The organism is Alteribacillus bidgolensis, from assembly GCF_002886255.1.
GTDB lineage: Bacteria > Bacillota > Bacilli > Bacillales > Marinococcaceae > Alteribacillus > Alteribacillus bidgolensis.
Genome location: NZ_KZ614149.1, coordinates 1,684,400 through 1,706,064 on the forward strand (window position 1 = coordinate 1,684,400; position 21,665 = coordinate 1,706,064).

Here is a 21,665-nt window from a genome sequence, read left to right on the forward strand (position 1 = left end):
AGTCTTACGCTTTTACCTCGAATGCTTCTTCGACAGCTTCTACCATAGCAGAGCCATAGTTTCCATTTCCAGGGATGTTATCGAGCAAATATTCCATTTCTGAGTGAAATTGTTCGAGCTTTATTAGTGACGGGCCGTCTGCACTTACGTCCCATCCTTTTTCGTAAGCTTTTTTCAGCTCGGGCCATATTTGTTTAGGCAGGCGCAGCTGGACAAATGCTTCTTCTGAATCCAGGACGTATACAAACGTCAAAGCGTCAGAATCAGCCAGCATGCGCATTCCATCCTTTAATGTATTCCATTCCTTTTCCGGCCATTCTTCAATCGGAAGTAATAATAAATGGTTATCTTTTATCTTTGTTTCCGTTACCGTTAATACATGTTCCATTATTACACCTCATTTTCTGCTTGCTCCACATTTCATTTTACCATATCTTGTTATGAACATCGGTGCAGCCTAAACTAATTCCAAACGATATGGTATCATACAACCACAACCCGCGTCTTTGATTTTGAATAAACATAAAGGAAAGGAAGATACAAATGGCACAGGAAAACGAAATAGAGAAAAAGAATCTGCTAACAGAATCTGAATTTCAGACACTTTGTAAGGCATTCAACGTGACAGACGAAGACTTTTTCTGGCAGGCTAATACATATTTTGATACAAATAATTATGAACTGAAAAATAAAGGAGCTGCACTTCGAATTCGTGAAAAAAACAGCCAGTTCGAGCTCACTTTAAAGCAACCTGCTGAGGAAGGATTATTAGAAACAAACCAGCCGTTAACCAAAAAAGAAGCAGAGGAAGCTTTCACTTTTGGCCGTCTGCCTGCAGGGGAAGTAAAATCCCAGCTAGAGACAACATTGTTGATCTCATTAGATGATGTAAAACCGCTTGGCACGTTAAAAACTAGACGTACTCACGTTCGTTATCAAGCAGGTATGTTGTTTTTAGATCATAGTGTCTACTTGGATACAGAAGATTTTGAAGTAGAAATCGAAGGAACTTCCTTAAAAGAAGTAGGCAACTGGCTGGAGGAAGTGTTAACGACATATAACATTCCTTATCGAACAACCCCAAATAAAATCAAACGCTTTTTTACTAAAAAACAAGAAATAAAGAAAAAAAAGCGCACCATCTAGATTGCCGGGACAATCATTTTTTAGTATATTTTAACTACAATACAAGTAGATTCCCGATAAACTGAACATCTAAAATTCGATATTATAATACTTTTTGAGGTGACAAGGTTGACCATTTCTCCTTTGCTGCAGTTGATGAGTCCTATGACAAATCGTTCGATGTCATCCAGTATCCATTCTTCTTCCTTTGTTTCTGCTTTTCAGAACTTTTTAGACGAAGAGTTAACAACAAACCATGCCGATTCATACGATTCAAAACCGCCAGAATCTTTGTTTTTACACCCGGAAGCAGCTTCTCAATATTTTCAAACCAGCAGTGGGACAAATCAAGCAGATATGCATACTGATCAGCAATTTTCTGTTGATGAAAATGAATTTGCTTCCTTGATTGAATCCACAGGGCATAAATACGGAGTAGATCCTCGTTTGATTCATGCTGTTATTAAGCAAGAATCCGGATTTGATCCAAACGCAAAGAGTCATGCCGGAGCAATGGGGCTTATGCAGCTTATGCCAGGCACAGCTCGTTATTTAAACGTGGAGGACCCCTATAATCCTTCGCAAAATATTGAAGGCGGCACTCGTTATCTCAAAGATATGCTTGAGCGTTTCAATAGAGATACTTCTCTAGCGCTTGCGGCTTACAATGCCGGACCTGGCAGCGTGGAACGCTTTAACGGCATCCCTCCTTTCAAAGAAACGCAAAACTATGTCCCTGCAGTAATGAATACATATCAGGCTCTCATATAATTTTTTAAAAAGGGTATCCCTAATAGTACTTAACTATAAGAGGTACTCTTTTTCTTTTATCAGAAAAACGTTTTAATTATTTCTAAATGGAAAAATTTTCATATAATATAAACGCCATTTACAAAACCAAATCATTTGCTGTTCTAAAACAGCATTGCTACAATAAAAGGAAAGAAGACCGCCGCCAAAAGCCATATAATGAGGTTTTGTTTACCTTATCCTCATTACATGCTGCTTTATGAACAATCCTTTTTCCTTGCATTCTTCTCCTTTTCCCGTTATTTTATATCAAGTGTTTCCTCATGGGTAAAAAGGAAGAAAGTGCAAAGAAAGGAGCACTGACAATGAATAAAGATCAAATACCGTTTGAAGAAATCGGTGGACACGAAACGCTGGACCGCCTGGTGGATGTTTTTTATACAAATGTGAAAAATCATCCGGACTTATATCCTATTTTCCCGGATGACTTAACCGAAACAGCTCGAAAACAAAAACAATTTCTCACCCAGTTTTTAGGCGGTCCTCCCCTTTACACAGAAGAACACGGCCATCCTAAACTAAGAGCCAGACACCTGCCCTTTCCGATAACTCCAACGAGAGCAAAAGCTTGGCTTTTGTGCATGGAGCAAGCAATGGATGAAATAGGGTTAGAAGGCCAGCTGCGCGAGGATCTTTTTCAGCGTTTAACCTTTACAGCGCAACATATGATTAACACACCAGAAGAATAATACAGAAAGGAGTCTGGACCATAAATGAAGGAAGATAAACAGCTACATTGCGATAAACAGCTGGGAATTTGCGGCCTTTCTCCTGAGGAAGAATTTACGAATATAAAGCAAAAAAAGAAACTCGAATTATATATATTTACAGATCCGCTCTGCCCGGAGTGCTGGGCGTTTGAACCAACTTTAAAAAAACTCGTACTGGAATACGGCCATTATTTTTCTATGCGCTTTTTCGTTGCAGCTGACCTTGATTCATGGAACAAAACCGAAGCACGGCAAGTGAAAGAACAAAAAAACTTAGCTGATTTATATGAAGCAACAGCAAACAGAACAGGAATGTCTTGTGACGGGGATATTTGGTTAGAAAACCCTATCAAATCGGCGTATGCTCCATCTATAGCAATGAAAGCGGCAGAAATGCAAGGTCGGCAGCTTGCTTCCGTATTTTTCCGCCGGCTCCGTGAAATGCTGTTTCTTCACAAACGAAACATTGCGGATGAAAAAATACTAATAGAATGTGCTCGTAAAGTTGGTCTTGATATGGAAGAGTTTCAAAAAGACATTCATTCTCATTGTGCTGTGAAAGCTTTGCAATGTGATATGAAAACGACCAAAGAAATGGAAGTTGAGCGCGCTCCTACTTTTGTTTTTTTTAATGACCGTGTTGAAGACGGCGGACTTAAAGTTTCCGGCCTCTATCCATATGAAGTGTATGTTGACATTTTGAAAGAAATGCTTGGAGAAATTCCTATGCCTTCAAGGAAAATGACGCTAGAAGAATTTTTAAAGCGGTATGAATTTGTTGCTACAAAGGAAGTTGCTGTGGTTTTTGATTGGAATGAGCGTGACGCCAACGCTCAATTAAAAAAATTAGTTCTCCAGCGCAAAATTGAACGCGTCCCCGTAAAATATGGAACGTTTTGGCGGTATATCGGCGAATAAGAACGTATACACTTGTCCCTCCTCTCATACGCTGGTATGTAAAGTAACCAGTTTTAAGGGAGGGCTGTTTTATGAAAAAAGTTTTAATCGGTATCGTCTGCATTATTATTAGCTTTATTCTTTTTGTATTAGGACTGATGAAATTTCTTCCCGTTATCATAGGCAGCGTTCTACTGTTTTTATCCATCTTTTTCACTGTCTTGTTTTTCAGTGAAAGAAGAAGATTTAAAGGCATTAATTTATGAGAGTACAGGACGTTCGTGGGTTTTAGCAAAAGGTCCTCTATATAGTTACGCCCGATCGCTGGGCATTGAATTTAGATCAAAAACGCCAAAATGTCTACTAAAAAAGCCCTCCCGAATCAACTATTCGGCGGGCTTTTTTGATTCATTATCCTTCGAGTAATTTTTCCATCTCATCTAATGTTTGCTCAAAAAGTGTCATCGCTTCTTGAATCGGCTTAGGAGATGTCATATCGACTCCAGCTTTTTTTAATACTTCTATTGGATAGTCCGAGCTTCCAGACTTTAAAAACTCCAAATAGCGTTTCACAGCCGGCTCTCCTTCATCGAGTATCTGCCTAGATAACGCAGCAGCTGCACTATAGCCGGTAGCATATTGATAAACATAAAAGTTCATATAAAAATGCGGAATACGCGACCATTCTAACGCAATGTCATCATCTACTGTCATATCTTTTCCAAAGTATTTTTCATTTAACGCATAATATTCTTTTTCTAAGAGATCGGGCGTCAATGCTTCTCCTGCGGCAGCTTTTTCATGAATAAGCTGTTCAAATTCGGCAAACATTGTTTGACGGAATACAGTTCCTCGGAATCCTTCGAGAAAATGATTCAATAAATACATTTTCTTTTTCTTGTCTTCGGTTGTTTTTAATAAATGATCATTTAACAATGCTTCATTAACAGTCGAAGCTACTTCTGCCACAAATATAGTATAGTCCGAATAATGAAACGGCTGATGTTTTCTGCTGAAGTAACTGTGCATCGAATGCCCCAGCTCATGAGCAAGTGTAAACATGTTGTTTACGTTATCCTGCCAATTCATTAAAATATACGGCATGGTTCCATAAGCACCTGATGAGTATGCCCCACTTCGTTTTCCTTTATTTTCGTACACATCGATCCAGCGATTCTTGTATCCTTCTTCTACGATTTTCACATAATCTTCTCCGAGCGGCTCTACCCCTTTTAATACAAGCTGTTTCGCTTCATCATAAGTCACGGTCATATCAACGTCTTTTACAAGCGGCGTGTACAAATCGTAATTGTATATTTCGTCTAGTTTTAATACACGTTTTCTTAAACGCACATATCTGTGTAAAAGATGCAAGTTCTTATTTACTGTTTCGACTAGCCGGTCATAAACGATTTCTGGTATATGATTTTTACTAAGAGCTGCTTTTCGCGCTGTTTCATATTTCCTTACATTGGCGCTGAACAAGTTCTTTTTCACCTGGCCGTTCAAGGTGCTCGCCAAAGTATTTCTGTACTTTTTATAGGTTCCATACACGGCTTCAAAAGCATCACGCCGCACACGCCGATTATCACTTTCAAAGAAGTTCAAAATCCTGCCGTGGGTTACTGGCACTTCTTCTCCGTCTTCGTCCTTAATGCTTGGAAATGTTATATCCGCATTGTTTAACATTCCAAATGTTTTTCCTGGATTAGCAGTTACTTCTGCGACCTGCGCTAAAATGGATTCTTCTGATTCATTTAAAACGTGCGGCCGCTGCTCGTTTATTTCATTTAACGCATGCTCATATCGTCTTAATTTTTCATGTTCCTTTAAAAACTGGCTTAATTTATCCTCTGGAATCGATAAGATTTCTGGAACGAGAAAAGCCATTGATTGACCTAGTTTGGATGCTAATCCTGATGCTCGGTCATTCAAACCTTGATAATATGAATTTCCTGTATCTTGATCATAGCGCATATGAGCATAAGTAAACAGCCGGCCGAACCGTTCAGCAATCTCGTCTTGCTTTGTTAACGCTTGATAAAGCGTGTCTGCTGATTCACCAAGTTTCCCTTTAAAAGAAGTAAGGTCAGGCATCATTTCTTGCACTTGTTTAAATTCTTTTTCCCATGCTTCATCTGTAACAAAAATGTCTTCTAAATTCCACGTGTATTCTTTTGATACTTCATCTCTTTTTGGCAATTGTTTTGTTGCCTGTTCACTCATGGAAACACCTCCAATAGTTACTGCCAATTTTACCGAACTTATCCAATAAACACCAACGGTTAATTCATTATTCCTTTGTAAAATATGATGTTGCTCCACTTTTTATCCATCATGAATGCATCCTCTAGAGATATAGGCAAGTACATATTTTTTACCTTTTTCCACCCTGCTCCAGTATTTTTTAATATTCCAATGCGCTCTAATAGTTCTAAATAAGAAAAGACTGCTTTTTCGATAGGAGAAGAAATAGAAGGGAGCTCACGAATAATAAAAATATGGTTCAAAATTAGCGAATCGATTTCATTACAAATGGTTCGGAAAGAAAAACACTGATAAAGAGGAATGTTGGGGAGAAAACAAAGCATAATCCAGCTTTGCCAAATATAGGATGAAGTCTGAAAAGCTTCCATGCTTAATGATGGCCAGCCTGCTTCAGGAGGGAAAAACGGAAGATCAGAACGATGCTTCGCAAATATCTGCCGCATATATGTTTTATCTGGCTTTCCCCTCCATTGATTGGTTTGAAAGCGCCAGTTTTTCTTTTGTTTTATCCAGTTTGCCGCCCATGTGAGCGGACCGTTTAATGTATTTGGCAGATAGATAAGATGCTCTATAGGAGTATGAGTAATTGGCATCGTATAGAGATCCCCAAAGACAGCAGAATCAACAGGTAATGCTCTTGGAAACAAGTAATAAAAAGAAGAGCTTTCTGGTGACAAATAAATAAAAGCGCTGCGCAAATCCTTTCGCCTTTCACGCAGTCCTGTCCATTCAAAAGAATGAATGGCATAACGAGAGCCTTCCATTTTTCGCAGCCGGCAAGCAGAAAATATCCAAATAGGGGTTATTCCTGCAGAGTAATAATCCCTTGTACGCTGGAGCGTCTCTTCTGAAGAAATAGAGGAACATTGAAATTCGAGGGCATATGTATTATTTTTCCATGTAAATAATACATCAGCTGTCCGCCGGATCGAAGAGATACATGCTTCAACAGAAGGCGATAGACCTTTTTCCTCGAGCCACTGATATAGTATTGATTTACCAGCAAGATGCTCTTCTGTTTCGGGTTCGGCTTGATGGGAACAAAAAGAGCTTCTTTGATGAGCAAAATGCCATCTGCGTTTGGTCCCCTTTTTTAGAATAACGTTTTGAGAACAGGCCGGACAATAATAGGGGGGAGGATAATGAGAGGGAAAGCATGCACGAGAGGTGGTCAACAAAGATATTGTTTGACCGTTTTTCGTTAGAGCTGTAAACATGTCAGCCTCCTTTCTTTTATACTTCTTCTTCACCCTTACACCATTTCCTTTTTTAAAATCTTAAAAGTTGTGCTTCAATAGTTCCAGCAAATATGCTGAAAAAGCAGGTACATGAAGTGCAGTTTGAGCCGCCACAGACTAAAAATTGGGAAAACTTGGCTTGCAGCCGAGCCCTTATGGCGGAAGTCATAGTTTTACTTATATTTTGATCCCTTTAATAAAGTTAAACAAAAGTATAAAAAAACCAGCCCCTGATGGGAGCCGGCAGTTGCTTTTTTATTAGGAGAAATTTTCACGCAGCGTTTCCAATCCTTTGGAGGCCGCAACGGTTTTACCGTACTCACGGATACGGAAAATGGATACATCTGACTCTTCTCCATATTCTAATACATGACTAACCATGTCATCTTGTTCATCTTCTGTGTAGTGGTTATCAAACATCAAGTAAAGGTAATAATTTCCTTCAAAATGATAAATTTCATTTTGGACATTTTCAGCCAGAAACGCATTACTTAGCGACAGTAAATCTTCTAAGTCTGAAAAGGAAATGACAATTTCGAGTTCTTCGGTGTCCTGGTTACCATTTGCCTGCCTTGATTTTTGAGAAGAACGGAATTGTTCATCTAGCATATCTACAATGTTATCATCTACAGGCATGTCTTCTCCTTTATTTTGGGAGACAGGAATTTCAAGCTTCACATTGCCATCTGAAATCTGGCCGCGGGTAACTACAATTTCCATGCCGTTATCCATGGCTTGCACTTGAATCCACAAAGGTCCTTCAATTTCGAAGTTCTCACGATCATGCGCTTCATTAATCATTTCAAAAAACAATTCTTCTCCGCGTTCACGATTGTACCAAATCTCATCCCGATCAAATCCTCTATCTTCGATATCTTTATACGTGATATAAAATTTGACCGTCGACTCATTAATTCTCTCGATTTCCACGATTTTCTCCCTCCTTTGAAGGTAAGGTGGATACCGCTTCCAAGTTCTCTCTCTTTATTAAGAACATACCCTTAGACGGGCAACTATAATCTTATCGTCGGTATTACTATCATTGTATACGATAAGAATAAGGTTGTTAAGGACTAATGCTCATCCCGCCGATGATTTTATGAGGGAGCGGAGCGTCTGAAAGAGAAAACGCGGTCAATCCTGCTATTAAAAACTAATTGTCAAGGAAAGAAAACAAGTTGTCAAGGAAAAACACAACTTACTACCCCTTACCTTAAACAAAAAATGAATGTTTTATCCTATCTTATGATACCAATAGAAGAATAACAAGCATTAAACGTTAAAAAAACAGAAAAACTTCTACTGGATGGAAAAAAGTAGAAGTTTTAATTTTCATCTAAGTGTAAATTTTAATTTACTCGTATCTTTTACGGATTAGTTAACTAATTTTTGGGCTTCCATTAAATTAAATGAGCGAACTTTCCGAGGCAGAAAACGGCGGATTTCCGCTTCGTTGTACCCAACTTGTAAACGCTTCTCATCAAAAATAATAGGACGGCGAAGCAACCCTGGATGCTCGCTGATCAGCTCAAACAAACGCTGCAGCGGAAGGTTTTCAAGTTCAACATTTAATTCTTGGAACACTTTCGAGCGTTTTGATACGATCTCATCAGTGCCATCTTCTGTCAGTCTAATAATTTCTTTTACTTCATCGACACTTAATGGTTCCGCAAAAATATTACGCTCTTCAAAAGGAATCTCATGTTCTTCAAGCCACGCTTTAGCTTTTCGGCATGAGGTGCAGCTCGGAGATGTTAGCAAAGTAACCATATGGATCAATCTCTCCCTTCCTATTCATACAAACACAAAGATAAAACGATCTATATTTATTAATGTGAATACTCTCAGCTTGTTACACCTGTAATTATACAATAATTATTCTAATTTGAAAAGAGTTTTCAAAAATCGTTTTTGTTTAACCTATACCTTTTCAATCCCGATTTATCCCTATGTAAAGAGGATAGTTATGTTATACAAGTCCCTTTCACCTATTCCATTCTTTCTTTTGTTTTCTCATTCCTTCTTTTTTTAATGATAAAACCTTTTTTTCATTCAAAATGTGAAAAGTTTGTGACATTTTATGGCGCACCCCAGCAGCTAGACGCAGATCAAATAATATGGAGATCGTTATTCACATAAAAAATATAATTTCTAGAAAATGAAAATATCAGACCCAGTTTCATTTTAAGAAACTAGGTCTGATTGATGAAAACACAGGGTCAGGCAGATGTTTTTGAAGAAGTGGCTGAACCATTATTTGGGCTCGGAAGTTTATTCCAGTCTTTTAAATTCTTCCGGAGTAATTCTTTTAAAACTTCGCGCTTTTTCTTACGCTTGTGCTTTTCTTTGTTTTTCATGATTTACCCTCCTTCAGGTAAGGTCTCATTACTGGGAAAAACAAGTACATTTAAGCTTCTTCCTGTTCGTTGTACGATAATACCTCATCTACTTTTTGATAAGATTGGCCGTATAGTTCTTTATCTTTATACGTATGAATATTTTTATACGTGTGCTTCATTTTTTCATAAATACTTTCTTCGGATTCATTTTCCGGTGACCAATATAATATTTCTAATGTGTTTTCTTCATTTGTAGCAAGAGATTTTCGGGTATAACCAATCGATGATGCATGTTTAAAACCGCTCCGCTGATAAAATCTCAATCGTTTCTCTGTGTCTGAATCTTCATAATCAAGCGGCTCCACTTCTAGAATGATTGGTTTCTTTTTTGTTTTAAGCTGGTCAATAATTTTTTGGCCGAGACCTTGCCCACGCGATTCTTTTGAGACAAACAGATAGTCAATAAAGATAAAATCTTCTGTTTCCACATACATTACCACGTGGTGAGGCCCTTCATCTTTGTAGTAAACGTCTCCTTTTTCTTCAAGCAAAAGCTCCATGTGTTCTTTTGATTTCATCTCTTCTACCGGAAAATATTGACTCAATTTTTCGTACCAGTTTGTTCTAGTCATTGGAACCTCCGTTATTGTCTTTCTTCCATTATAAAACGAATACTACCTGATTGTAACTCTTATTCTTTTTTGTTCAAATTTGATCTCGGTCGATTATTTACAATTAGCTTTACCTGCGCAGCGTATTTGCATGCACAAGTCATGACAAAAGTGCAAGCGCTAGTTATCCACTTTTCGTAAAAATATAATTTCGTAAACATTAAGAAAAGCTGCTCCTGCAAGTCAGAAACAGCTCTTCTAATTGATTTACGGGGTGTAATCAACGCCCTCCGTATAATTGTTATTAGCATTCCACAAAAGGAATTCATCGATATTTTGTTCATTTAAAGCTTTGATTTGGTCCTCGACTTCTTTCACGCCATATGGTTTATAATTCCCGGATCCCAGCCAGCTTGCGGTAAAATCTTGAATCCACGGCCTTGACTCAGGCGGATTTTCGAGACCGTCCAACACTTCATTTTCTACCTTTGCATATTCTTTCGTTAATTCATACGGATGGAGATCAGGTTTATCAATACCAAAATATGGTGTCCAGTGACTCGGATAAATCATGGATGAAATGATATCTACATTATCAGAAATTTTGGAGAAATTCTGTCCGATTCCAGGCGCTTCATCCAGCGTAGCCGAATAACCGAATATATCAACGGATACATCAATATCAAATTCTTTTTGCAGCTCTTCACGAGCGTATTCTACAAATTTGGTTACCGCTGTCACTCGCTGCTGTATATTATTTCCTTCTTTCCCAAAGTCGCCTCTAGAATAATCAAGGACTTCATCACGCTTTTCAAACCCTTCTGGAAAGCGGACATAGTCAAATTGGATTTCTTTAAAACCGAGTTTTGCCGCTTCCTTTGCGATTTTTACATTGTACTCCCATACATCCTTCACGTAAGGATTGACAAATGCTTCTCCATTTCCATTTTTCCATATGTTTCCGTTTTCTTTAAACGACCATTCTGGTTTGTCTTCTGCCAAAACAGTGTCTTTAAAAACGACAATACGGGCAATGGGATAAATCTCATTTTCTTCTAAATCATTCATTAATTGAACCGGATCGCTGATCATATTTTTTCCTATGTTGGGCAGGTCTACTTCATCTTGTGGATCAAATGTTAGATTACCGTAATCATCTTTTATATCGATAACCATTGCATTAAGATCGGTGGAATCTATGAGATCAACTAATCTTTGAAAACGCTCTCCCCCTGCAGAATGACCCGTTACATATATACCTCGCACCCCATCTTCAGGATAGGTGAAATCGTATCCGCTATCATAATAAAATCGTGACATATTTTCTTCTATTTCTTTATTCATTTCCATTGTCTTTTTGTGGGAATGATATGTAATTGTTTTATGTCCTTCTCCCTGTGTATCATTCGTTAGAAAAAAACCGCCAGCTACTACACATGCAGCACCGCATGCCATGAAAAATTTTTTCATTTCCCCCAGCTCTCTTTCAAATAATTTCCATTTATAAATTTTTACACGAAAAATACATATTTTTTCATACTTTTTTAAATCTATGTATTGAATTTGTAATCTTTCTATCTCAAATTATACATAGAATAACAATTTTCACCAATAGTTCCAGAGTAAAAAATGGAAAGTTTTTTTACTTCCTGCTTTATTCCTGCTTTCTTCACACCTTATTCATATACTTTGAATTTCAAATTCTTTATACTTTACTTATGTCATCTTGAGTTGAATCGGAGGGAATGCTGGTGCATCATAACTTACGTTCATTCATAAAACAGTTAAAAAAAGAAAAAGAAATTGTTGAAATAAAAACGGAAACCGATCCCTATCTAGAAATCCCGGAAATACATAGAAGGGTGATTGACGAACAAGGTCCTGCCCTTTTGTTTACAAATGTAAAAGGTTCAAAAACTCCAGTTGTCACAAATTTATTTGGAACTCCGCGCCGAGTAGATATGGCGTTTGGACCAAAACCAGAAGCGTTTGTTAAACAAGCAGTAAGCGCCATGGATACACTTGTTCCTCCAACTCCTAAAGCGATGTGGCAAGAAAAAAGTCTTTTTAAACAGCTTATGCGGATGGGAATGAAAAATCTCCCGAAAAGCAAATCTCCTGTTCGTCAAATAGAAACAGAATCTTTCAGTATGCAAGACCTTCCAGCTCTTACTACGTGGCATCATGACAGCAATCCATTTGTCACACTGCCGCTCGTTTATACGGAGCACCCAGATGAAAACGAACATAACCTTGGCATGTATCGTATTGAGATTAAAGAGCCTAAAAAGACAGGAATGCACTGGCAGATTCATAAAGGCGGCGGATTCCACCACCATGTTGCCGAACAAAAAAATGAACCACTTCCTGTAACTCTATTTGTAGGAGGACCGCCGGCATTAATTGTATCTGCGATAGCTCCTCTTCCAGAAGCTGTTCCAGAGCTCTTATTTGGATCATTGCTGCTTGATGACAAGCTTCCAATGACAGAGGTGCCAGACCACCCTCACCGCTTGCTAGCTGAAGCTGAATTTGCATTTGGAGGAGAAGTACCGCCGCACATTCGCGAACCGGAAGGGCCATTTGGCGATCATTATGGATATTATTCGCTTGCCCATGATTTTCCTGTTTTTCAAGTGCGAAAAATGTGGAGGAGAAAAGATGCAATTTATCCGGCAACCATTGTAGGAAAACCTCGTCAGGAAGATTATTTTATTGGTGAGTATTTGCAGCGCTTGATGAGTCCGATTTTCCCTGTCGTGATGAATGGAGTAAAAGACCTGTGGACTTACGGAGAGACAGGCTTTCATTCTCTGGCAGGAGCAGTCGTTCGTGAATCTTATTACAAAGAAGGACTCGCTCATGCTCTGCGGATTATGGGTGAAGGCCAGCTGACGTTAACGAAATTTTTAATGGTTACCGATAAAACCGTGGAGCTTGCTCATTTTAAAGAATTAATGGAAGCGGTACTCGAACGGTTTCAGCCGGAACGCGATCTACTTATCTTAAATGATACGTCAATGGACACACTCGATTATACCGGCCGCAAATTTAATGTTGGATCAAAAGCTATTATGACGGGTTTAGGAGAACCAAAGAGAGAATTAAGCCGTGAATACACAGGAGGCGGCATTCCAGGGATAACGAAAGTCAATGCTTTTTGCGGCGGCTGCCTTGTTCTTTCCGGCACCACGTATGAAGAAGATGAACATTTCGCTTCCCATCTGCTCGAAACCGCAAAAGAACAATTGTCTGATTGGCAAATGGTATTTCTGACCGATGATGCCGATATTGCTCAATCACAAAGCACTTTCTTATGGACGGCCTTTACCCGTTTTGATCCCTCCTATGATCTATATGCAGAAGCAGATATTTTAAGAAACAACATTCGTTATAAAGGTCCAATCATTATTGATGCGAGAATGAAACCTTTTTATCCTGATGAAGTAAAACCGCACCCAGATATCGTTAAAAAAGTGGACGATAAATGGAAAAAATACCGGATTAAAATATAAACTTAAACCATTATCCCTCTTGTTTTTCATCGGTTGAATCGTTATAATAGTAGGAATAAATTCAGATTCATAAAGAGAAAGTGCAGGAGGGATGATAATGCGAAGCGTAACGCTAGAACAACTATTTGAGCATCCAATTACTCAAAAATATGTGAAAAGAGCAGGACTTGCTCATGCTATATCTGCCTCTTATCATGCTTTCCGGCTTGCAAAGCAAAAAGGAGTAAATCCAGATCTTGCTGTCAAGGCTGCTTTTTTGCATGATATGGGTCATTACACCTGGTATCGTAACGGTGAATGGGATTTTGAACTGTACAAAGAAAATGACATTCATGCTATTAAAGGTGCTGAACGAGCGCACAAGTTATTGATTCGTCTTGGAGAAGACCGGAAAATTGCAAAAGAAATCGCTCTTGCTGTTTTGCTGCATACGGATTCCTATTTGCCAGAAGGACAGCTCTACCGGAGCCAATTGCAGCAAATTGTAGCCCTCGCAGACGAAATGGATGAAGAACCATCTGGCAACCACCACTACCGGAAGATTTCTGATAGCAAAGCAAGAAAGAAAATTGCACAATTAGATGAAATGATAGACCAAGCATTAGTTTCAGAAGCATATGAGCAAACGAGTGAAGTACAGTAAAAAAGCCTAACCATCTATATCCGGATGACGGGTTCCCCCGCTCCGGAAGAGATGATGGTACATACGAAAGAATGATATATATAACGAGCGGGGAGCCTAAAAAAGGTTTTCCGCTTTTTTACTTTCTATTCTTTTCGCCTAGCGGGGGGACTTCTCTTAATCAAAAAGGAACCTCTTTACATTTTAGAGAGGTTCCTTTCCAATCATACAAAACTTTACAGAAACGATTATTGCTCTTGTTGTTTCACATACTGATAAAGAGCACTCATATCTTTTTCTCCGAGGCCTTTTTCGTTTGCCTGTTCAAACATTTGCAGTACATTTGGACCAGCCGTCAGCGAAACATTGGATTCGCCTGCCATTTCTTTTGCTAGTCCAAGATCTTTTAATAGAAGCTGCAGCGCAAAGCCTGGTTCATCTTTATTTTGGGAAATGAACTGGCTGTAATGGCGGTCAAATATTTTGCTCTGACCAAAACCATTGCTTAATACGTTATACACAAGATCATGGTCAAGGCCGGATTTCTCAGCTAAATACAACGTTTCGCCAACTGCAGCTGTATGCAACCCTACCATGTACTGATTAAGCAGCTTTACTTTGGTTCCCTGTCCAATCGGCCCGCAATGTGTAACATTAGCGCCTACCACATCAAAATATTCTTTCGCTTCTTCAAAAGCGGAATTTTTTCCGCCTACCATAATCGCCAGTGTACCTGCTTCAGCTCCGGTTGTTCCGCCGCTTATAGGAGCATCAAGATAGCGGACACCGTTTTTTTCGGCAGCTTGTTCAATACGTGTATGTAGGGATGGAGAAACGGTACTAAAGTCAATAATCAGCGTGCCCTCATCAGCGTGTTCGAGAACACCATTTTCGCCAAGAATGATACGTTCTACATCATCTGGCATTGGCAGACACGTCATGACAACATCTACTGATTCGACTAGCTCGGTCATTTCTAATCCTGCCTTGCCGCCAAATTCTTCGAACGTCTTTTCTTTCCCTTTTGAACGGTTAAATCCGTTTACTTCATAACCAGCTTTTATAAGGTTGTGAGCCATCGGCATTCCCATGTTGCCAAGCCCAATAAAACCCAATTTTTTCATTATAATGCCTCCTTACGACCAATTATCGGAAATCATATTCCATTCATGGATATCGTAGCCACGCGCTCCTTCCACAACATATGGATCTTTTTTTACTAATTCCTCTGCTTGTTTATACGTTTCTGTACGGTAAATGACGAGACCGCCTGCCCCGTCTTCCAACCGGCCGTATGCAGCAACATTTCCTTCTTTATGCTGTTTTTGCAAAAACTCCAGATGAGCTGGACGATGTGTTTGGCTAAGTTCTTGATCTTTCATCGTTAAAAAAACGGCAAATAGTTTCATATGCAGTTGTCCCCTTTATATTTTAAAAATTGATGTGCCACTCTAATCACTTTGATGAATTACCTGCGAATTCCTGCTCCATTACAAAATTTCATATAAAATTTGGTACCAAATGCTAAACAATAACGAGGATGAAAAAGTTATTACGGAGTGGAGACAAAGGAATAATTACAAATGTAATGACCTTCTGCCAAGGATATTACTTTAGTAAATCTATTGGCCGGCACCCTGTTTTCCCCATACAAACGAATACACGGCCGTTATTTCCCGCTTGACCAATGTTCCTTCCCGTGATAAAATTCTTATGAACGAAAAGGGGAGTAGCGTCCAATAGGATAAACGAATCGTCATGACAGCGTTAAAAACGCTCGGTTCGTTTGGCTTTATGATATATAAAGCACGCAAGACCTTTTTATGAGAACCTTGCTATATCTTTTTAGCAGGATTTTCATAAAAAGGTCTTTTTTTTGTGCTAATACGGGGTCGGCCTGCCCATATACAAAAGGAGAGATGGTTTTGCTATTTTTATATTTTTTTCTTGCAGCGGCAATAACGGTTGCTGCTGCGGTCAAGTTGTCTACTTATGCTGATGTTATTAGCATGAAATCAAAATGGGGCGGGATGATGGTCGGAACGATTCTGCTTGCAGGTGCAACTTCATTACCAGAAGTGACGACCAGTTTAACGGCCGTTGCTTTGAACAATCCCGACATTGCTGTAGGTAATGTCCTTGGCAGTAATATGTTTAATTTGCTCATCATTGCTACATTTGACATGTGTTACCGAAAAGAAAAACTATTTTCTAGAACTGCTATGTCACATACTTACACAGCATCTCTAGGAATCTTTCTTTCTCTGATGGTTTTGGCTGCATTATTTATCCGAACGGATCTTTCGATTTTTGGAATCGGTTTGGATGCTTTATTGATTTTGGCCGCTTATGTGCTAGGTATGTATGTTATCAATCGTTATAGTGAAGTAGATATCCCTGAAGAAGAAAAAGATGAAGAACTAAGCCCGTCCTATGCTCTATCCCTTCGCCATGCAAAAATAGGTTTTTTCATAGCTGCTGTTGTTATTTTAATGGCAGGGTCCTTGCTCACCATAACAGGGGACCAAATTGCAGCGGTCACTGGTCTTGGTTCCAGCTTTGTCGGCAGTTTTCTTATTGCTGCGTCTACATCGCTTCCTGAAGCGATTGCTGTATTGATTGCCCTGCAGCTGCAAAATCACAATCTGGCGCTTGGTTCTATCCTTGGGAGCAACCTTTTCAACATGATTTTACTTGCCGTAAGTGATATTGCTTATTTTTCAGGGCCGATTATTGCTGCATCCAGCACATCTCATCAAATTACAGCTTCAGCCGTTACAATTTTAGCTGCAATCGTGTTATTCTCTATCCTTCGCGGCCGAAAACGTTTTTTCCGTCTATACACATGGCCTTCTGCTTTACTAATCGTTATTTATTTTATTTCTAGTTATTTGATTTTTGTTTACTGAAATGAGAAAACAGGCAAGGGCTGCTGAACAGAACAGCTCCTGCCTGTTTTTGTTATTTTTCTTTATTAAGGGATTGCTTCAGATTTTCCATTGTTTCTTTTCTATGCTCGTTCTTTTCTTCAATCTGCTGCATTTCTTCTTCATTAAGAGCCGCTCCATGCTCTTTTGCAAATTCAGTGGTTCGGTTTAAATTTTCCTCTGTGTCTTCTATGATATTTTTAATTTCTTCTTCCCGGTTCTGACGAGGACGGCCATGTTTATTCGTCATCATTTATTCCTCCTTTACACTTTGAGAGTAGTATCTCTTCTTGTGTAAAGAATTATGCAGGAAAATGACAGCGTACAGCAGTTGAAATCCACCCATACCGTTATACGGGATACCTGCTTTACTTCACTTACATTCCTAACGCTTCCTCAAGCTTGCTTTGATCGATCGGTCCATAAAACGTGTCCATGACAATTCCGTTTTCATCCAAAAGAAAAGAAACGGGTACACCAGTTACGCTGAAGGCTTCAATCCCTTCCCCTTCCTCATCTAATAACACGGGAATAGAAAGCTTTGCTTGCTGTACAAACTGTTTTACATCTTCTTTATTGTATTCCTGTGTTGTGGCGTTAATAGCGACAATGTTTAGGGTATCTTTTTTTTCCTCATAGTAGCGGGACAACTTAGGAAGCTCTTCTTGGCAAATGCCGCACCAGCTTGAAAAAAAAGTAAACAGCACTGGCTTCCCGCTAAACGTTTCCATACTGTACGTTTGGCCATCTAACCCAATAAGGTCAACCGATGGTGCCCGGTGGCCGGTTTGAACAACAGGATAACCTGCAGCTACTTGGACAGCTTCTTTTGATGGATTTTGAGAAGCTTGATAAAATAAACCAGTAAGTAATATAAGACCACATAAAGACAGAAACATCAGTCTTTTTTGAACATAGTTCATAAGGTATCTCCTTTCTTCAAAAAGTAAATGTTGGAGGTGAGAGGGTGTTTGTATTTTTCCGGACCGTTTTATTTATTTTAACGGGGGCCATCGCTCTTATTGTACTTTTGTCCTATCGCTTTAATAATCTAGCACAATGGCCGCTGGCCGTGCTGTTGTTCGTGGCTGTCCCGGTATTTGCCATGTATTTGGGATGGAAGCACCGCTTATGAATCATGGTATTTTGCTATTGATATAAAAATTTCCGCTGTTTTTTTCCTTAATATGCCGAAGCCGTGGTTTAGCCCGCTCTTTTTCCAAAGGATGAAGCAGCAGTTCTTCTATCTTCTGTTTCATTTCAAAAGGTGTTTTTGCCCAAAATGCTGCTTGTCTATTTGTTAAACATCATGCCTTGTATTCTTCAATCCCTGGGAACGGAGAATATAACACTATCGAGACTTCACATAATACTGCTTCTTCCATAGCCATTCCGCCTGCCTTACTAATTAAATGATCTGCAGCATGTAAATATTGTTTAAAATAGTCGGTAAACGGCAGAACGTGCATATCATGCTGACGAGAAGTCGTGTTAAATTTCCTGCGGCTTGTACCGCTTAGCATTACAACAGTAGAAGGAATTTTTAACTTCTTTAGCTCTTCTCCAACTTTTCGGTACGGAAAGATACCATCTCCTCCGCCGCACACTAATAACAAAGGTTTTTTAGGGCAGCATTCTTTCTTCGTTATATGCTTCTCCTCTATTTCGACTGGATACCTGCTGGAAAAACATCTTGGCCATCCTGTGTCCATTTTGTATCTCCTGCTTCTGAGACAAACAATCCATTAACTAAAGGATGACTTGTCAAAGGGGATGTCCAATAATCCGTCGCTACACTGTAAAGCGGTACAGATAAGGGTGTACGTTTTTCACTTCACCTGCCAAAACTGTTAATAAAGGATGATCAGATAAGACTAAATCTGCTTGCAGCGTTTTTTCTATTCTTTTTTGATAAAGACGAGACAGAGCAGTAATAACAGCAGAGATGGATAATGGATTTTTAGCAAGCACAAGTCCTCCACGGCTCAGGAAATAAAAACACAAATCCGCCATACACTTTTTTACTCAATTTATAGAAAGAAGGAATGCCTGTTTCGAGCGGATGTAATATAGCAGCGGTATCTTTGTGAGTAATAATAGTCTTTTTCAATAGATAAGCAGCTTGATTATGGCCATACCGTAAGAAGCTGTAAAAATATTATGCATGCCCTCGTCTCCTCTGCTTGTTTGCCATAGTATATGCGCGCCCTTTTAGAGACATGCATATGGAGGTTTAAGCGGTTTACTCCGAACTCTACTTTCGATATGATGTATAAGAGAAAAAGGCAGAGAAATTATGAAAGCTTTAGGATACATAGAAAGGAATGGAGCAGAAATGAAGAGAGTTTTTTCAGGCATTCAACCTAGCGGAACTTTAACGCTTGGAAATTACTTAGGAGCGCTTAAACATTTTGTAGGCATGCAGGAGGACCATGAATGCTTTTTTTGCATTGTAGACCAGCATGCGATTACGGTCCCACAGGATAAAATAAAATTGCGGCAGAATATTCGAAGCCTTGCTGCTCTTTATTTAGCGACCGGCATTGACCCTAAGAAATCTACTTTGTTCATTCAATCAGAAGTCCCGGCTCATTCTCAGCTTGCCTGGATGATGCAGTGTGTTTCTTATATTGGTGAGCTCGAACGCATGACCCAGTTTAAAGATAAGTCTGAAGGAAAAGAAGCCGTGTCTTCTGCTTTACTTACCTATCCTCCTTTAATGGCAGCGGACATTTTATTGTATAACACAGATATCGTTCCCGTCGGTGAAGATCAAAAGCAGCACTTGGAACTAACGAGAAATCTTGCGGAAAGGTTTAACCACAAATATAACGATATTTTCACTGTTCCAGAAGTGCAGATACCGAAAGTCGGAGCACGGATTATGTCTCTTCAGAATCCGGTGAAAAAAATGAGCAAATCAGATGAAAACCAAAAAGGGTTTATTTCTATGCTCGATGATGAAAAAACTATTATCAAAAAGATTAAAAGTGCTGTTACAGACTCTGAAAATGAGATTCGCTTTGACCGGGAAAATAAACCGGGCGTTTCGAATTTAATGTCGATCTTGTCGCTTTCTACCGGTAAAACATTGGAAGAGATTGAAAAGGATTATAACGGCAAAGGATATGGGGACTTTAAGCAGGAAGTCGCTGAAGCTGCGGCTGAACTGCTCCGTCCTATTCGCGAACGTCATGAAGAATTGATTCACTCCGATGAATTAGATGATATTTTAGATGAAGGAGCAGAACGTGCTAATCGCGCGGCCTTTAAAACGTTGAAAAAAGCAGAACGAGCAATGGGACTTGGCCGAAAAAGAAAATAAATTCGTATTAAAAACGGAGGCAATTACACCTCCGTTTTTATACATTAGGAACACAAATTTGTTTAATAATGTCATGGTTTAAGACAAAAAAAGAGCCATCCCTGTGGGACAGCCTCATCTTCTTGCATCTAAACATCAACTATGTCATTGTTCTTTTTTTCGATGTATTTTTTAAATAAGCTATTTCTGTCAGCTGTTCTTTAGTAACCTTTTTGCTTCCTCCAGATTTTACCGACAATCACACTAAATACGATGGTGCCGACCGCGTACAAAATCGTCAAAGCCTGCATCGAAAAATAAGCTAGTCCGTCCACAACTTTCCCTCCTGTCTCACCTTCTTTTCCTTTTTATTATATGGAAAGACAGTCATTCTGTAAAGACGGCCGGCAGCTTTTTAAACTACCTTACGCATTCAAAGATAGTTTACGTTCAACTACTCCTCTACCTTCATCTTCAACCTGCCAATCATTATTTTACTTCTTCCTCATGATGCAAGTTCCAAATTTTTTCAAAAAACGGCTGTCCTTTTATCATTTTTTGGCAAAGTTCATAATGCGCATCGGACCAATCGTCTTTCACTTCCTGATACAATGTCTGCCATGCTGTTTCTTTATCGATGTGCTGTATTTCTTCATACCTGGCAGGATTCCATTCTGTGTACCAATAACGAATTTCTGCAGATTCTCCTGATGTGTAGAGCTGATCAAGTGCCATAAATAATAATTGTTTAAGCTGCCGTTCTTTTCTTGTCAATCCAGCCATATATTTGGGGTGCGGAGATAAAATGTGATATTCTTTTGGCGGAGGCGGCTCTGTTAAATCAAAGCACTCTGCCTTTGTTTCATCCATTATCTCTTTGGTCATTCTTTCATGCTTTGGCGTAAGACGACTTTTTCTGATTGGTGTTTTGTACCCAAGCGTATCGACAGCTAAGACACGACTGCCATCATACATAATGAAACAATAGTCGAGCGTGATTCTTGTCATGTTTTTTCGGAGCGTGCTTTTTTGAAATACTTCATTCAACAGCTCATCTGGTACATCTTCCATGCGATTTTCAATGTAGTCAAATAATCTTTCTGTTACTTTTACGATTTCCCCTTGATCAAGCACTTCTATTCTATCTTCAGAGTGCCATTCATGGAAAGGACAAACATTGTACCCGTTTTCTTCACCTTCAAACCAATTAATCCAGACATCACGGATCCGGGCCATGGTTAAACCCTCCTTGCTATCCATTAGTATCCACAGTATAGTCAGAGTGAAAATGTTTTATTC

General features: G+C 39.1%; 25 protein-coding genes. 10 read left to right on the forward strand and 15 right to left on the reverse strand.

Going from position 1 to position 21,665, the window contains the following annotated elements; all coding sequences use genetic code 11:
* Nucleotides 1-4: 4 nt before the first annotated feature.
* Nucleotides 5-388 (reverse strand): UPF0738 family protein, encoded by a 384-nt coding sequence (locus CEF16_RS08530; RefSeq protein ID WP_091584966.1) that lies wholly within the window; start codon nucleotides 386-388, stop codon nucleotides 5-7.
* 155 nt (nucleotides 389-543) lie between these two features.
* On the opposite strand from CEF16_RS08530, the gene CEF16_RS08535 reads away from it, so the two are divergent.
* From CEF16_RS08535 to CEF16_RS23685, 5 genes are all read left to right on the forward strand, one after another.
* Nucleotides 544-1,146, forward strand: coding sequence for a CYTH domain-containing protein (locus CEF16_RS08535; RefSeq protein ID WP_091584964.1), 603 nt, complete (start codon nucleotides 544-546; stop codon nucleotides 1,144-1,146).
* A 108-nt stretch (nucleotides 1,147-1,254) separates the two neighbouring features.
* Nucleotides 1,255-1,896 carry a lytic transglycosylase domain-containing protein gene (locus CEF16_RS24835; protein ID WP_281259160.1) on the forward strand — a complete coding sequence of 214 codons (642 nt, stop codon included), beginning with the start codon at nucleotides 1,255-1,257 and terminating at the stop codon, nucleotides 1,894-1,896.
* 344 nt (nucleotides 1,897-2,240) lie between these two features.
* Nucleotides 2,241-2,624: a globin domain-containing protein gene (locus CEF16_RS08545; protein ID WP_091585316.1), complete on the forward strand. Its 384-nt coding sequence runs from the start codon at nucleotides 2,241-2,243 to the stop codon at nucleotides 2,622-2,624.
* Nucleotides 2,625-2,648: 24 nt separating this feature from the next.
* A complete protein-coding gene (locus CEF16_RS08550) occupies nucleotides 2,649-3,563 on the forward strand; it encodes a ClpXP adapter SpxH family protein (RefSeq protein WP_091584962.1) in 915 nt (304 codons plus the stop codon).
* 71 nt (nucleotides 3,564-3,634) lie between these two features.
* Nucleotides 3,635-3,808, forward strand: coding sequence for a hypothetical protein (locus tag CEF16_RS23685; protein WP_170031727.1), 174 nt, complete (start codon nucleotides 3,635-3,637; stop codon nucleotides 3,806-3,808).
* Between the two features lie 145 nt (nucleotides 3,809-3,953).
* Here CEF16_RS23685 and pepF read toward each other — a convergent pair whose 3' ends face one another.
* The 7 genes from pepF to CEF16_RS08580 all read right to left on the reverse strand — a co-directional run bounded on the left by pepF (nucleotide 3,954) and on the right by CEF16_RS08580 (nucleotide 11,468).
* Nucleotides 3,954-5,768 (reverse strand): oligoendopeptidase F, encoded by a 1,815-nt coding sequence (gene pepF / locus CEF16_RS08555; RefSeq protein ID WP_091584960.1) that lies wholly within the window; start codon nucleotides 5,766-5,768, stop codon nucleotides 3,954-3,956.
* A gap of 59 nt (nucleotides 5,769-5,827) precedes the next feature.
* Nucleotides 5,828-7,027: a competence protein CoiA gene (locus CEF16_RS08560; protein ID WP_091584958.1), complete on the reverse strand. Its 1,200-nt coding sequence runs from the start codon at nucleotides 7,025-7,027 to the stop codon at nucleotides 5,828-5,830.
* Nucleotides 7,028-7,306: 279 nt separating this feature from the next.
* Complete coding sequence (mecA, locus tag CEF16_RS08565) at nucleotides 7,307-7,978, reverse strand: adaptor protein MecA (protein WP_091584956.1); 672 nt, start codon at nucleotides 7,976-7,978, stop codon at nucleotides 7,307-7,309.
* A gap of 444 nt (nucleotides 7,979-8,422) precedes the next feature.
* A complete protein-coding gene (spxA, locus tag CEF16_RS08570; protein WP_091585314.1) occupies nucleotides 8,423-8,818 on the reverse strand; it encodes a transcriptional regulator SpxA in 396 nt (131 codons plus the stop codon).
* A gap of 449 nt (nucleotides 8,819-9,267) precedes the next feature.
* Nucleotides 9,268-9,405 (reverse strand): hypothetical protein, encoded by a 138-nt coding sequence (locus CEF16_RS23690; RefSeq protein WP_170031730.1) that lies wholly within the window; start codon nucleotides 9,403-9,405, stop codon nucleotides 9,268-9,270.
* A gap of 50 nt (nucleotides 9,406-9,455) precedes the next feature.
* Nucleotides 9,456-10,019 carry a GNAT family N-acetyltransferase gene (locus CEF16_RS08575; protein WP_091584954.1) on the reverse strand — a complete coding sequence of 188 codons (564 nt, stop codon included), beginning with the start codon at nucleotides 10,017-10,019 and terminating at the stop codon, nucleotides 9,456-9,458.
* A gap of 246 nt (nucleotides 10,020-10,265) precedes the next feature.
* Nucleotides 10,266-11,468 carry a putative glycoside hydrolase gene (locus tag CEF16_RS08580; protein ID WP_425427974.1) on the reverse strand — a complete coding sequence of 401 codons (1,203 nt, stop codon included), beginning with the start codon at nucleotides 11,466-11,468 and terminating at the stop codon, nucleotides 10,266-10,268.
* A 275-nt stretch (nucleotides 11,469-11,743) separates the two neighbouring features.
* On the opposite strand from CEF16_RS08580, the gene CEF16_RS08585 reads away from it, so the two are divergent.
* On the forward strand, nucleotides 11,744-13,513 hold the full coding sequence (locus CEF16_RS08585; protein WP_211295848.1) for a UbiD family decarboxylase: 1,770 nt from the start codon (nucleotides 11,744-11,746) through the stop codon (nucleotides 13,511-13,513).
* 97 nt (nucleotides 13,514-13,610) lie between these two features.
* Nucleotides 13,611-14,156, forward strand: coding sequence for an HD domain-containing protein (locus CEF16_RS08590; RefSeq protein ID WP_091584950.1), 546 nt, complete (start codon nucleotides 13,611-13,613; stop codon nucleotides 14,154-14,156).
* A 227-nt stretch (nucleotides 14,157-14,383) separates the two neighbouring features.
* Here the strand turns inward: CEF16_RS08590 and CEF16_RS08595 are convergent, their stop codons facing one another.
* On the reverse strand, nucleotides 14,384-15,259 hold the full coding sequence (locus CEF16_RS08595) for an NAD(P)-dependent oxidoreductase (protein ID WP_170031733.1): 876 nt from the start codon (nucleotides 15,257-15,259) through the stop codon (nucleotides 14,384-14,386).
* A 12-nt stretch (nucleotides 15,260-15,271) separates the two neighbouring features.
* A complete protein-coding gene (locus CEF16_RS08600) occupies nucleotides 15,272-15,544 on the reverse strand; it encodes a YciI family protein (protein WP_091584946.1) in 273 nt (90 codons plus the stop codon).
* Between the two features lie 510 nt (nucleotides 15,545-16,054).
* On the opposite strand from CEF16_RS08600, the gene CEF16_RS08605 reads away from it, so the two are divergent.
* On the forward strand, nucleotides 16,055-17,044 hold the full coding sequence (locus tag CEF16_RS08605) for a sodium:calcium antiporter (protein ID WP_342750469.1): 990 nt from the start codon (nucleotides 16,055-16,057) through the stop codon (nucleotides 17,042-17,044).
* Between the two features lie 52 nt (nucleotides 17,045-17,096).
* Here the strand turns inward: CEF16_RS08605 and CEF16_RS08610 are convergent, their stop codons facing one another.
* Both CEF16_RS08610 and CEF16_RS08615 read right to left on the reverse strand, forming a co-directional pair.
* The gene (locus tag CEF16_RS08610; protein ID WP_141395264.1) at nucleotides 17,097-17,315 is read right to left on the reverse strand and encodes a hypothetical protein; all 219 of its coding nucleotides are present in this window, start codon (nucleotides 17,313-17,315) and stop codon (nucleotides 17,097-17,099) included.
* A 124-nt stretch (nucleotides 17,316-17,439) separates the two neighbouring features.
* Complete coding sequence (locus CEF16_RS08615) at nucleotides 17,440-17,985, reverse strand: TlpA family protein disulfide reductase (RefSeq protein ID WP_091584940.1); 546 nt, start codon at nucleotides 17,983-17,985, stop codon at nucleotides 17,440-17,442.
* 44 nt (nucleotides 17,986-18,029) lie between these two features.
* On the opposite strand from CEF16_RS08615, the gene CEF16_RS23695 reads away from it, so the two are divergent.
* On the forward strand, nucleotides 18,030-18,197 hold the full coding sequence (locus CEF16_RS23695; RefSeq protein WP_170031736.1) for a hypothetical protein: 168 nt from the start codon (nucleotides 18,030-18,032) through the stop codon (nucleotides 18,195-18,197).
* A gap of 172 nt (nucleotides 18,198-18,369) precedes the next feature.
* Here CEF16_RS23695 and CEF16_RS08620 read toward each other — a convergent pair whose 3' ends face one another.
* Complete coding sequence (locus CEF16_RS08620) at nucleotides 18,370-18,774, reverse strand: glycosyltransferase (RefSeq protein WP_091584938.1); 405 nt, start codon at nucleotides 18,772-18,774, stop codon at nucleotides 18,370-18,372.
* A gap of 79 nt (nucleotides 18,775-18,853) precedes the next feature.
* A complete protein-coding gene (locus CEF16_RS08625; RefSeq protein ID WP_091584936.1) occupies nucleotides 18,854-19,033 on the reverse strand; it encodes a hypothetical protein in 180 nt (59 codons plus the stop codon).
* Between the two features lie 364 nt (nucleotides 19,034-19,397).
* Here CEF16_RS08625 and trpS point away from each other — a divergent pair, with 364 nt between their 5' ends.
* Complete coding sequence (trpS, locus tag CEF16_RS08630; protein WP_091585312.1) at nucleotides 19,398-20,387, forward strand: tryptophan--tRNA ligase; 990 nt, start codon at nucleotides 19,398-19,400, stop codon at nucleotides 20,385-20,387.
* A gap of 468 nt (nucleotides 20,388-20,855) precedes the next feature.
* Here trpS and CEF16_RS08635 read toward each other — a convergent pair whose 3' ends face one another.
* Nucleotides 20,856-21,602 carry a DUF3603 family protein gene (locus CEF16_RS08635; protein WP_091584934.1) on the reverse strand — a complete coding sequence of 249 codons (747 nt, stop codon included), beginning with the start codon at nucleotides 21,600-21,602 and terminating at the stop codon, nucleotides 20,856-20,858.
* Between the last annotated feature and the right edge of the window lie 63 nt (nucleotides 21,603-21,665).